We start from the raw sequence: 12618 nt of genomic DNA on the forward strand, positions 1-12618 counted from the left end.
GTTCAAGAACGCACATGGCTGTTCCTGTCATTCGAAGACCTCAGGCCAGCATGTCCGGGGGTGAGCGCGGGTCGTAACGGCCGGGTTCGTTGCGCTTGGAGGCGCGGTAGAAGGGCAATATCAGGCCCGCGCCGGCGACGCAGACCAGCAGGGCCTGGGCCTGCCCGGTCATCAGGAAGATGACGATGGGCGTGCCGATGAAGAAGATCGCGCCGATGGCGAGAGCGACCTTGAGAAAGGTGCCGCGGCCTGACGTGTATCCAGTGGTAAAGGCGATGTTGGCCGCGGCACCGCTCTCGATCAGGCGTTCATGCAGGTCGGCCTTGAAGCGGTAGTAATGCTGGGTCTGGTCGGCATCGACATTGCCCCAGGCCGTGGTGTTGAGGATCCGCATGGTGAGGCCATTGAAGAAGCGGATGGTCATCTGCGCCATTTCGGCAGATTTGTGCACCGGGTTCATGGCCAGGTTGATTTCAACGATATCGGTATAGGGGCGGAACGTGATCCGCCCGTCTCGCGTAAAGCGCAGGCCATTCGCCTCGGCCGTGATGCCTTGGTCCGACATGTGCAGCACGACCCGCCCCCAGGCGATATAGAGCGGGTGGCCGATCGCGGGTTGGTCGATGGCTGCGTCGTCCGGCATGGAAGATGCCCTCGGGTTCGAGGGCAATCCAAGCAGAAGGCGACGCCGCCGTCACGCGACTTGTTGAGCTCAGGCGGCCTGACGGCCGCGCGCTGCACCGGCAGGATCGAGACGAAAAACCCGGACGGCGGCGTCCAGCGTGGCGGCCTGTTCCTGCGCCTGCGCCACGGCGGCATTGGTCTCCTCGACCAGAGCTGCATTGTGCTGGGTGATCTCGTCGATCCGCCGCACTGCCCCCTCGACCTCTGCAATGGCCATGTTCTGGTCGGCCGCGGCCTCGGCAATGCCCTGCATCAGCTCATTGCTGGTCCGCGCGGCATCGGCGATCTGGATGAGGGTCGCAGCGGCGCGACCGACCAGCTGGTTGCCCTCGCTGACCTGGCTCGTCGCCTGCTCAATCAGGCCCTTGATCTCGGATGAGGCTTCCGCGGCCGATTGCGCGAGGCGACGCACTTCAACCGCGACCACGGCAAAACCCTTGCCCGCTTCGCCGGCGCGCGCGGCTTCCACCGAGGCATTGAGGGCAAGGAGGTTGGTCTGGAAGGCGATATCGTCGATGAGGGTGATGATGCCGGCGATCTGCTGGCTGGAGCGGCCAATGCGGTCCATGGCGCCGGTGGCCTCGGCCATGACGGCGCTGCCGGTCTCGGCGGTCGCCACGACATTGGCCGTGGCCGAACTGGCTTTGCCGGCGCGGTCGGCATTGGTACGCACGGTGCCCGCCAGCGCTTCGATGCTGTCGGTGGTGTGGCGCACGGTCGAGGCCTGACGGCTGGTGCGCTGCGACAAATCCTCGGCGCCGCTGAGAAGATCGGCGGTGGCTTGAGAGAGCGTGCCGGACGCTGTGCGGATGGTTTCGACCACCTCGGTGAGCCGATCGGCAACGGCATTGGTGTCCTCGCTCAGGCGGGCGAAGGCGCCGCGATAGGTGCCGTGCATCCGCCGGGTCAGATCCTGTGCCGATAGAGCCGACATGATTGCCGACGTATCGCGCACGCCGCCCTCGATGTTTTCCACCAGGGTGTTGATGGACCGGGCCAGTTCATTGAGGTCGCCTTCGGCGAAATCCACCGGCACGCGGCGGCTGAAATCGCCATCGAGCGCGGCAGTGACGACGGTGCCGAACTGTTCGCGCAGTTCGCTCAGCGTGCGGTGGCGTTCTTCGAGGCGGAGCACCTCGCTTTCCTCGACTTCGCGGGCAAGGCTCCGCGCCTGCTCGGCATGGGCCTCGGCCTCGGCGGCACTGTCGCGGGCGATATTGAGCAGGCGGAAGGTGTTGTGCATCAGCCAGATGAGGCCGCCCGCTTCGAGGAGCAGGATGACAGCATGCAGGGCGATGCGGATGAAGCCGCTGTCGCCGTAGAAGACGAGGCCCGGCACCAGCATGCCGAAGACCAGATGATGCACCGCCACGACCGCGGTGCCGATCAGGATGACGCGTACGTCGTAGAGCAGGGCGCTGAGGGCTAGGGCGGCGAAGAAGGCCATGTGCAGGTCGGTCTGCCAGGGCGTGCCATCGGCAGCGGCGATGACGGCGGCGATCTGGCCCATCAGCACGGTGATCGCGAGATAGCGGTAGGCCGGTGTGGCGCGCATGGTGAAGTAGCCGGCAACGAGGGCGGCGATGCCGGCCAGGGCGATGATGGCCGGGGTATCGATGGAGCCCTGGACTGCCCAGTCGACAGCGACAGCCGCGAGGCCGGCCACGACGGCAAGGGCGAAGACCACGTTGGTGGCCAGGGCGCGGATATGGGAGAGCGTCATAGTGGTCCTATGCTGTCAGGGGCGCGCAGAGGCCTTCTGCGGCAAGGAAGAACAGGCTGCCGAGCGCGCGCATGCGGGATTGGAATTCCGCGTCATGGCCGTAGGCGACAACGATGCTGGGAATGCGCGTTGGTCCGACGATCGAGCCACCGGCCTCACGCACCAGCGCCCAGGCGGTCTGCTCGGAGGTGAAGGGCGGAAAAACGACGGCCATCTCGCCTGTCACGGGCGCGCGCAGCGGCGCGGCCAGAGCGATGGCCGATACAAGCGCAAAGAGGATGGCTGGCAGGAACTGCAGCGGCGAGGTGTCGCCCTTATCGCGCGGTCGCGATTGCTGCACGGGGGTCATCGACTGGTCGTCCATAGGGAAAAGTCCCTAGGGGAAATCCGTAGCCGAATATGCTTAAGGAACTGCTAAGCCCGTCAGGAGCGAGGGGTTGCAGGCCGGCCGTGAGGCCGGCGCTGCTGTATTCACACGAAGGGTCAGACGTTGCCGCCGCCCGGCGTATAGGCGAAAGGCGAGACTGGGGTCGGCGCGGGCTGGGGCGCCTTTTCGCCGGCCTGGCGATGGATTTCGGTGACCAGCGCCGGATCGAGCTTGAGCTTGACGGCGAGGGCTTCGAGATAGGCCTGCTCGGCGGCCGTATCGGCGCTGATGGCGACTAGGGAGGCGGCGTAGATCTCGGCGGCGTGCTCGGGCGTGTCGGCTCGAGCAACTACGGCATTGATGTCGAGCGGGGTGGACAGTTCGTCGAAGACCCAGGCCTTTTCCTCGGCGGAGAGCGGCATGGTCTTGAGCTTTTCGAAGATCGCTTCCTTTTCATCCGCATCAATGCGGCCATCGGCCTTGGCGGCGGAGATCATGGCGCGCACCAGCGTCTTGCCCAGCTCTTCCTGCGCACGCTCGTCATTGGGCGCCGGAATGAAAGCTTCTTCGCGGGGGGCGGGCGTGGACGGGTTCTGGCTCTGCTGGTGGTTCTGCCAGGCCTTGTAGGCGAGGCCGCCCACGGCGGCCAGCGCACCCGCCTTGACGGCGCCTTCCAGAAGCTTGCCCGGTTTGCCGCCGGACAGCAGCATGCCCGCAGCCAGGCCAGCCGCTCCGGACATGGCGTTGCGCTGAAGGCCCTGATCGGTCTGCAGGGTCTTGAGGATCTGGTCGATATTGAACATTGCGGCTCCCTTGATGCTTGGCCTCAGATGGGGATTGGCGGCACGCTTGGCAACCGCCGGGGGCAATTTGTCACGCAAAAGAAAGGACCCCGGCTGGAGCCGGGGTCCTTGCAGGTCCTGGAGGGAGGGCCAGGGCCATGGAGGTCTTAGTTTGTAGCCGGAGCAGCAGGCTCAGCAGCCGGGGCGGCATCGGTAGCAGCCGGGGCATCAGCCGGAGCGGCCGGTTCAGCAGCCGGAGCAGCCTCGGTCATCGGGGCGGCGTCAACGGCGGGAGCCTCGGTGGCCGGAGCGGGAGCCGTTTCAACGGCCGGAGCTTCGGTCATGGGGGCCGGGGCGATTGCCGGATCGGTCGTCGTCGACTCGATAGCCGGGGCGCCGTTCACGTCAACCGTGGTCGACGGGCCGGAATTGGCCGAGAAAACCAGGTAGCCGATGGCCAACAGGGCCAAGGCGACGATAATACCGACAAACCAGCCGGTGCCGTTGCTTTCACGGGTATAGACGGTACGGTTGCCGTCATTGGTATAAACAGTATCGCGTTCGGGGTTGGTAGCCATCGTTTGCTCCTGTTGTATCAACGCTGGCAAATAAACGCGGCCTTTGCACAAGGAGTTCCCGCAAACGTGAAGGCGATTACGTTTGTCTGATTTGCGGCGATTTCCGATGGAGATTCAATCTGTTGCGAGACCGAACTAGAGATCGGGCTCCAGATTCTTTTGTGGCTTTTTTGAGATTTTGTCGATCAGCGCGAGGAAAAGCGCCGAGACAATGAAGGTGATGTGCAGCACCGTGAACCAGAAGATGTGCTCGTTGGAATAGCTGGGCACATTGAGGAAGATCTGCAGCAGGTGGATTGAGGAGATGGCGACGATGGTCGAGGCCACCTTGATCTTGAGCGAGCCGGCATCGATCTGGCCCAGCCAGTGCACATCGCCCTCGTCGTCGAAGCGGGAAACGAAGTTTTCGTAGCCGGAGATGATGACCATGACGACGAGGCTGGCGATCAGCGCCGCGTCGATGAGGCCCAGGACCTTGAGGATGGCTTCGGTCTCATCGATGGCGAAGAGCTTGATGCCGAAGTCGAACAGCTTGATGCCGAAGGTGACGGCATAAAAGATCAGCGCGATGCCGAGGCCGAAATAGAAGAGGACCAGAAGCCAGCGGGACGCCAGGATGATGCGTTCAACGAGGATTTCCAACTGCTTCATGGTGCGCTCCGGACGAATGGGGCAGAGATAGCAATTCCATTGCCGCTTGCAAGCGGCCACATGCCGCAGATCGCTTGGCCCATAAAGAAAAAGGCCGGGCGCTGGAGCCCGGCCTTTCTTGTGGTTGCGAGGTCGTCGCTTAGTTCGACGCGACAGTGATCAGCGGCGTGATGCGGCGGATGGTGGCGCGACGGTTTTCACGCTCGGCCGCTTCCGTACGGATCTTCAGGTAGCGCTCGCCATAACCCTGGGTGGCCAGGTTCTCCGGCGGCACGCCGTAGAAGTCGGTCAGGACGCGGGCCACGGTGGCGGCACGCATATCCGACAGACGCAGGTTGGACACATCCGAACCCACCGCATCGGTGTGGCCTTCGATGAGGAAAGTTTCGTTCGGATTGCGCTCGAGCAGCGTCAGCATGGCGTTAGCCACGGCCGAGAGGCTCTGGACCTGGTCACGGCCGATGGTGGCGGCACCGGTGTCGAAGGTGAGGTTACCCACTTCGAGACGACGTACGCTGTCACGCAGACGGGCCGAACGCTTCACTTCGTCGATGGAATAAAGGCGGGCGACATTCTCGACCGGCGGCTGAGCAAAGAACTCGGTGAGTTCGTTCTCGTCCGCATAACGGGAATCCAGCACATATTCCTGGACCGGGATGTTAAGACGAAGCGGCGGAAGGTCGGCAGCCGGATCGCGCCATTCGACGAGGTCGTCATAGTAACGGTCGTCAAAGTAGGCGAGCACGTATTCGCGGCCGTCGGGAGTGATGCGCGAGCGGCGCAGGATGTCGCCATTGCGGTTGCGCACGGTGACGATCTGGGTGCCGTCGGGACGGGTGATCACTTCGCGGGTGCGACCGTTGCTGAGATCTTCGTAATAGATCTCGTCGCCACGGCTCGGATCGTAAAAGCGATCGGTGTCCTGGCCGACCGAGTTGATGATCAGCTGAGTACCGACCTGCACGATCAACTGGGCAATGGCCGAGCCGGTATCGGTCTCGACGACCGGAGCCTCGACAACAGTCACCGGCGTCTGCTGCACACCCGTCTGGACGGTGTTGTTGTCGCCCGTGACGGTGGTGTTGATGTTGGTGATGTTGTTCGTGATGTTGTTGACCGTGTTGTTCACGATCGTCTGTTCGACGGTCGTGCCACCGGTCGCGGCGACGGCAGTGCCGGCCTCGGCGGTGACTGCCGGAGGCGGTGCGGCCTGCAGCGTCATGAGGACCTCGGCCTGAGCCTCGGCGTCGCTGGTCGGAGCGGGCGGAGCCGGCTCGGTCGGCGCAGCGGGCGCTGCCTGGGCTTCAGCGGGAGCGCTGGCGTCAGCCGGAGTGCCGGCTTCCGCCGTGGCGTTGGCGTCAGCGGGCGCAGAGGCATCCTTGGCGCTGTCGAAGACCGGAGCGATCTGCTCGGGGGTCACGCCGGGGGGCAGTTCCTCGACCATTTCGGCCGGCTGGCCATCGGACGTGGTTTCTTCGACCGGAGCGGGCTGCTCGTCGCCGGGGACCGGCGCGGCCGGATCGGCAGGCACCGCAGCCGGCTGCTGTTCGGCCGGTGCAGCTTCTGGCAGCGGCGACAGCGTGAGGCCAAAGTCGGCCGTGCAGGTGGCGTTGTCGGTATAGCCGAGCAGACCACAGATGGCAGTGATTTCCGCCAGGGCCGCGTCGATACGGGCCTGAGCATCCGGCACGCCGGCAGCGAGATCGGCCACGGCGGCGTTGTAGGCGTCGACGTGGGCGGCGAGCTGGGCCTCGATGTCGCCAGCAGCGGCGGCGGGAGCCGTCTCTTCGGCCGTCGGCGCGGGTTCTTCAACCACAGGCTGTTCAGCCGCAGGCTGTTCGGAGGTCGCTGCAGGCTCTTCGGTCACGACGGCCGGTTCTTCGGCAGCGGGTGCCTCGACGACGGGCTCTTCAGCGACCGGCTGTTCGGCGGCAGGAGCAGCCTCGGCAGGCGCTTCCTGGACGACGGGCGCTTCGGGGGCAGGCGCGGCTTCGGGCGCCGGCTCTTCCATTACGGGTTCTTCAACCGCCGGGGCTTCCTCGACGGGCGGAGCGGCTTCAGCCGGGGGCGCAGCTTCAACGGCGGGTTCCTCGACCACCGGTTCCTGGACGGGCGGCGGCTCTTCCGCTACAGGCTCTTCGGCGGGCGCGGGTTCTTCGACGGCCGGTTCGGCAGCCGGGGCAGCGCCGGACAGGGCCGCGATACACTCATCGATGCTCGCAAAGCCTTCGACGATGCAGAGCTCGGTCAGTGCCGTCTGGGCGGCTTCCAGCGCGGCAGCGTCACCCGATGCCTGGGCCTGCACATAGGCCGAGTAAGCCGACTGCAATTCGGCACTTTGGGCATTGGCGGCGACGGGCGCAAAGGCCAGCATGGTGATGCTGGTGCCAGTGAGCAGCCAGTTCTTGAGGCGCATTGTTCTTATCCTTTGTGCTTGAAACACGTCCTGACGAGCATCGTGGGCCGTTCCTGAACGCCGAATGAACGGCGGGCGGCCCCTTGTCCGGCAGCTTCCGAGGCCCAAAACGCAGGGGAATCCCGAGAGTTCCGCTGCGGGCCTTATTGCTAAACCAGCGTTGCAATAAGGCACCAATGCGGCGAGGTGGACGAATGCGCACAGCCTCGCCTTTCCGCCGGCCCCACCACCGTGCTAGGCCAGTTTGCATGCAGCAAGCTATCGACAGCATCATGGTCCCGACCCAGGGGCAGGGCCTCTACGAGGTCACCAGGAGCCTGCTTGTTTTCGTCGCCGGATCGCAGCTTTCGACCGGGCTGGTCACGGCCTATGTGCGGCACACAAGCTGTTCGCTGCTGATCCAGGAAAATGCCGATCCGGACGTGCGGACGGATCTCCGTGGTTTCTTCCGGCGGCTGGTTCCCGAGGGCATGGACTGGCTGACGCACACGACCGAGGGCCCAGACGACATGCCGGCCCATATCAAGGCAGCCTTGACCCAGACGTCGATCGGCATTCCCGTCAGCAGCGGACGGCCAGTGCTGGGCACCTGGCAGGGACTTTATCTCTTTGAACACCGCGCGCAGCCGCATCGGCGCGAGCTGGTGTTCCACATTATCGGGGAATGACCATGGATTGGGGCAATCTTGTCGGCTACTGGCCCTTCGTGCTGGGCCTGATGGCCACGGGTGTCGTTTCGGGGATCGCCGCCGGCCTCCTCGGCATCGGCGGCGGCGCGGTGATCGTGCCGGCGCTGAGCAATGCCCTGCTGCTGATGGGCTATGATGCCGACGTGGTCCAGCACGTCGCGGTGGGCACCTCGCTCGCCATCATCATTCCCACCGGCATCATGAGCGCGCGGGCCCATCACAAGCGCGGAGCACTGGACATCGCGGTGCTCAAGCTCTGGGCGCCGTTCATCGTCATCGGCACCTTTGTCGGCGGGCTGATGGCCGGGCTCTATTCGGGCGACGTGCTGCGCATCGTCTTTGCCGTCATGGCCTTCCTGATCGCGGCGAACATCGTCTTCGCCTGGCAGACCAAGCTGATGGGGCATCTGAAGGGGTCGAGCCTGACGCATCGCATTTCGGCGCTGGTGGTGGGCTATGTGTCGTCGCTGATGGGGATCGGTGGCGGGTCGCTGACCGTGCCGACCCTGGTGGCGTTCGGAGACACCATGCACAAGGCCGTGGGTACGTCGGCCGCCATTGGCGTCGCCATCGCCATTTCCGGCACGGCCGGTTTCCTGATTTCAGGGTGGGGTGCCGAAGGCCTGCCGCCGCTTAGCATAGGTTATGTCAACCTGCTGGCTTTCGCGCTGGTGGGCGTATTGGCCGCGCTCTGCGCGCCATTGGGCGCGGCACTGGCCCATAGGCTGAACCAGAAAACGCTGAAATATGTGTTTGCCATTTTCCTGGTGTGCATGGGGCTCAACATGTTGTGGAAGGTGGTCACGGGGTAGGCGGCAAACCTGCCTTCCGACCATGTCTTCAACCATAGGCCCCCAAACCTCGAATCGCTCCACCGGAGCGATTTGGCGGCGCAGCCGCGGTCATTGCGCCATTCGGGCGTAGCCCTCATGGCCTCCTAGTCTCGCCTGGCTCCACCGGAGCCAGTCGTCGGCTTTGCCGACCGACTGCGTAGGGTTGGTGGGGACGGAGTGACTACGGTGGAACCGCCCCCACCGCCCAAGCCCCCTCAATGAGGGGATCGGGTGTTTCAAAGGTGGGACGAAGACTCGCCCCACCCCTGAGAAGATACAACGCGCGATTGGCGGTCCGGGTTTGGCCAAAACATGGCAAGGCCGGACTTCTTCACGGATTAATCGGCGCTGTTGTTCAAATCCCACGAGACGTTGACGGAGATGGCGAATGTCATCTCGCCCGCTTCGACCGGCACTGGTGCCGCGGCCGACATCTCGGCACGGGCATACATGGGGTATGGCTGGGGCGAATTGAAGCTCTGTTGTTCGGTAATCGACTCAAGATCGCCCAGTGTTGCACCGGCGACACTTGCATAGAGCTCGGCCTTTTCGCGCGCATCGGCAAAAGCTGCCTTGCGGGCTTCGTTGAGGAGGTCCGACGGATCGGCGACCGAGAAGCTGACGCCGTTGACGGTGTTGGCGCCGACGGTGACCGAGGTGTCGAGAATGCTGCCCAGGTCTGCGAGATCGCGCACGACGACGGTGACGGTGTTCATCACCTGGTAGCCGTTGATCTTGGGCGGCAGCGAATAACCGTTGGCGTCGCGCTCGTCGGAATAGACGTAGTTGGGATTGACCGAGAAGCCCGAGGTCTGGATGTCGCGCGCCTCGATGCCGGCTTCCTTGAGGGCGGCAATGAGTTCGTTCATCGCGGTGGTATTGGCGTCAAGCGCCTCGCGGGCCGTCGCGCCCTGGGTGGTGACGCCGGAATTGATGGTGGCCATGTCGGGTGCAGCCCGCACTTCGCCGCGGCCTTCGATGGCAATCGTGCCCGCATAGGCGGGCAGGGCGGTGGCGAGGAGGGCGAAGGGAACGAGGACGCTGAGGGCACGCATGGCAAACTCCTTGAGTAAGTGCTCGGGCGAGGTGTCCGAGGGCAATGCGTCAGTATTGCGGCGCACATGAACCGGAGTTGAACGGCACGCTTCCGCACTGGATTTGACAATTAGTATGACTTATATGCAGGGACGTTGCGCTCGGCCCATCCCGTAGGCTAGTGACGTGCTAACATGTTAGGGGCGAGAAATGAGCGTCAGCGATATTCCCAATGGTCTTCTGATCGGCCGCGCCTGGGTACCTGGATTTGAACATCCGCGCGTCGTGACGGTGCGTGACGGCAAGCTGGTCGACATCACCGCCCAGGGCATGGCGACGGTGCGCGATATCGCCGAAAGCGGCCGCGCCGGCGAACATGTGCGCACGGCTCCGGGCCGGGCCGTCGGCGACATCGAGGCCGTCGTGTCCAATTCGCGCGCCGACAAGCCCAGCGACACCCTGCCGCGCCTGCTGGCGCCGATCGACTTGCAGGCGATCAAGGCTTCGGGCGTCACTTTCGTGGTTTCGCTGCTCGAGCGCGTCATCGAAGAGCAGGCGCGGGGCGACAAGTCGCGCGCCGATGCCCTGCGTGGCGAGATTCTCGACCTCATCGGCACCGACCTTTCGCAGCTTGTGCCGGGCTCGGACGGAGCCTTGAAGGTCAAGGCCGCCCTGATCGAAAAGGGCGTCTGGAGCCAGTATCTGGAAGTGGGCATCGGCCCGGACGCCGAAATCTTCACCAAGGGCCAGCCGATGAGCGCCGTGGGCCATGGCGCGCAGGTGGGCCTGCATCCGATTTCGAGCTGGAATAATCCCGAGCCGGAAGTTGCGCTGCTGGTCACCAGCAAGGGCGAGATCATCGGCGCGACGCTGGGCAATGACGTCAACCTGCGCGACGTCGAAGGCCGCTCGGCCCTGCTGCTGGGCAAGGCCAAGGACAATAATGCCTCGGCCGCCCTCGGACCGTTCGTGCGTCTCTTCGATGGGGAATTCAGCCTCGACACAATCAAGCAGGCGGAAATCGCGCTGCGCGTGGAAGGCACTGACGGCTTCGTGCTGGAGGGGCATTCCAACATGGCGCAGATCTCCCGCACCCCGGAATCGCTGGTGGCGGCGACGCTGGGCGAGCACCATCAATATCCCGATGGGCTGGTGCTGTACCTCGGCACCATGTTCGCGCCGGTGAAGGATCGCGACGGCGCCGGCAAGGGCTTTACCCACAAGTTGGGTGACGTTGTCTCCATTTCGACACCGAGCCTTGGCAGGCTCACCAATGTCGTCAATCTTTCCACCAAGTGTCCGCCCTGGACCTATGGCACCAGCCATCTGATGCGCGACCTGTCGCGCGCCAACCTGCTCTGATTTCTGCGCTTTCTCTTCTCCGGCGCTAACCCGAAAGGCTTCTCCATGACCGAATTGCACAAGAACCTGATCAACGGCGAATGGGTCGGCGCGGATGGGGTCGAGAACATCAACCCCTCCAATATCAACGAAGTGGTGGGCGTTTATGCGCGTGCCAGCGCCGAGGAAACCAAGCAGGCGATCGCCGCCGCCAAGGCCACGTTCCCGGCCTGGTCGCGCTCGGGCATTCTCGAGCGCCACGCCATCCTCTCCAAGACCTCGCAGGAAATCCTGGCCCGCAAGGCGGAATTGGGCGAGCTTTTGAGCCGCGAAGAGGGCAAGACCCTGCCCGAGGGCATTGGCGAAGTGACCCGTGCCGCCCAGATTTTCGACTTCTTTGCCGGGGAGGTTCTCCGCCTGTCTGGTGAAGTACTACCGTCGGTGCGTCCGGGTGTCGGCGTCGAAATCACCCGCGAGCCCATTGGCGTGGTCGGCATCATCACGCCGTGGAATTTCCCCATCGCCATCCCGGCCTGGAAGATCGCCCCGGCCCTGGCCTACGGCAATACCGTCGTGATCAAGCCGGCCGACCTCGTGCCAGGCTCGACCTGGGCAATCGTCGACATTCTCGTCCGCGCCGGCCTGCCCAAGGGCGTGCTCAACCTCGTCATGGGCAAGGGCTCGGTGGTCGGCCAGACCATGCTGGAAAGCAAGGACGTCAATGCCATCAGCTTCACCGGCTCGGTGGGCACCGGCAAGCGCGTGGCTGCCGCCTCGATCGAGGTGGGCCGCAAGTTCCAGCTCGAAATGGGCGGCAAGAACCCGACCGTGGTGCTCGACGATGCCGACCTCAAGGTGGCGGTGGAATCGGTGGCGCAGTCGGCCTTCTTCTCGACCGGCCAGCGCTGTACGGCGTCGAGCCGCGTGATCGTGACCGAAGGCATCCACGACAAGTTCGTGGAAGCACTCGCCGCCCGTACTGCGGGTCTGCGTGTCGGCCATGCGCTTGAAAAGGATACGGAAATCGGACCGGTCGTGGATCCGGGCCAGCTCAAGCAGGACACCGACTATATCGAGATCGGCAAGGGCGAAGGCGCCAAGCTGGTGGCCGGTGGCGAGCGCGTCAAGGTCGGTACCGAGGGCTATTTCCTGCAGCCGACGCTGTTCACCGAGGCAACCAACTCGATGCGTATTGCCCGCGAGGAAATCTTCGGGCCGGTGGCCGCGGTCATCAAGGTGAAGGATTACGAGGAAGCTCTGGCCACGGCGAACGATACGGAATTTGGGCTAAGTGCCGGTATCGTAACGACTTCTCTCAAGTATGCCACCCACTTCAAGCGTAATGCAGAGGCGGGCATGGTGATGGTCAACGTGCCGACCGCCGGCGTCGATTTCCACGTGCCGTTCGGCGGGCGCAAGGGCTCGTCCTATGGCCCGCGCGAGCAGGGCAAGTATGCGGCCGAGTTCTTCACCGTGGTGAAGACCGCCTATACCGCAGCCGGCTAATTCGTTGGCAGAC

At 64.2% G+C, this 12618-nt stretch carries 12 protein-coding genes; 4 read left to right on the forward strand and 8 right to left on the reverse strand.

What is annotated here, in order from left to right:
- Window positions 1–40 precede the first annotated feature (40 nt).
- From JEQ47_RS02535 to JEQ47_RS02565, 7 genes are all read right to left on the reverse strand, one after another.
- A complete protein-coding gene (locus tag JEQ47_RS02535; RefSeq protein WP_198874818.1) occupies window positions 41–643 on the reverse strand; it encodes a hypothetical protein in 603 nt (200 codons plus the stop codon).
- 69 nt (window positions 644–712) lie between these two features.
- Window positions 713–2407 carry a methyl-accepting chemotaxis protein gene (locus JEQ47_RS02540; RefSeq protein WP_198874819.1) on the reverse strand — a complete coding sequence of 565 codons (1695 nt, stop codon included), beginning with the start codon at window positions 2405–2407 and terminating at the stop codon, window positions 713–715.
- Between the two features lie 7 nt (window positions 2408–2414).
- Complete coding sequence (locus JEQ47_RS02545) at window positions 2415–2771, reverse strand: hypothetical protein (protein ID WP_198874820.1); 357 nt, start codon at window positions 2769–2771, stop codon at window positions 2415–2417.
- Window positions 2772–2890: 119 nt separating this feature from the next.
- A complete protein-coding gene (locus JEQ47_RS02550) occupies window positions 2891–3577 on the reverse strand; it encodes a tellurite resistance TerB family protein (protein ID WP_198874821.1) in 687 nt (228 codons plus the stop codon).
- A gap of 146 nt (window positions 3578–3723) precedes the next feature.
- Window positions 3724–4134, reverse strand: coding sequence for a hypothetical protein (locus JEQ47_RS02555; protein ID WP_198875765.1), 411 nt, complete (start codon window positions 4132–4134; stop codon window positions 3724–3726).
- A 135-nt stretch (window positions 4135–4269) separates the two neighbouring features.
- Entirely contained in the window at window positions 4270–4785 is a 516-nt protein-coding gene (locus JEQ47_RS02560; protein WP_198874822.1) for a TIGR00645 family protein, read from the reverse strand.
- Window positions 4786–4924: 139 nt separating this feature from the next.
- Entirely contained in the window at window positions 4925–7201 is a 2277-nt protein-coding gene (locus JEQ47_RS02565) for an OmpA family protein (RefSeq protein ID WP_198874823.1), read from the reverse strand.
- A gap of 248 nt (window positions 7202–7449) precedes the next feature.
- Between JEQ47_RS02565 and JEQ47_RS02570 the strand changes: the two genes are divergently transcribed.
- Window positions 7450–7869 carry a secondary thiamine-phosphate synthase enzyme YjbQ gene (locus JEQ47_RS02570; RefSeq protein WP_198874824.1) on the forward strand — a complete coding sequence of 140 codons (420 nt, stop codon included), beginning with the start codon at window positions 7450–7452 and terminating at the stop codon, window positions 7867–7869.
- Window positions 7870–7871: 2 nt separating this feature from the next.
- Entirely contained in the window at window positions 7872–8702 is an 831-nt protein-coding gene (locus JEQ47_RS02575; protein WP_198874825.1) for a sulfite exporter TauE/SafE family protein, read from the forward strand.
- A gap of 359 nt (window positions 8703–9061) precedes the next feature.
- On the opposite strand, the gene JEQ47_RS02580 is transcribed toward JEQ47_RS02575, so the two are convergent.
- Entirely contained in the window at window positions 9062–9778 is a 717-nt protein-coding gene (locus JEQ47_RS02580; RefSeq protein WP_198874826.1) for an SIMPL domain-containing protein, read from the reverse strand.
- Window positions 9779–9968: 190 nt separating this feature from the next.
- On the opposite strand from JEQ47_RS02580, the gene JEQ47_RS02585 reads away from it, so the two are divergent.
- Both JEQ47_RS02585 and JEQ47_RS02590 read left to right on the forward strand, forming a co-directional pair.
- On the forward strand, window positions 9969–11120 hold the full coding sequence (locus tag JEQ47_RS02585; RefSeq protein ID WP_198874827.1) for a fumarylacetoacetate hydrolase family protein: 1152 nt from the start codon (window positions 9969–9971) through the stop codon (window positions 11118–11120).
- Window positions 11121–11165: 45 nt separating this feature from the next.
- Window positions 11166–12605 (forward strand): aldehyde dehydrogenase family protein, encoded by a 1440-nt coding sequence (locus JEQ47_RS02590; protein WP_198874828.1) that lies wholly within the window; start codon window positions 11166–11168, stop codon window positions 12603–12605.
- The last annotated feature ends 13 nt before the right edge of the window (window positions 12606–12618 follow it).

Source organism: Devosia sediminis, assembly GCF_016411825.1.
In the GTDB taxonomy this organism is placed as follows: domain Bacteria; phylum Pseudomonadota; class Alphaproteobacteria; order Rhizobiales; family Devosiaceae; genus Devosia; species Devosia sediminis.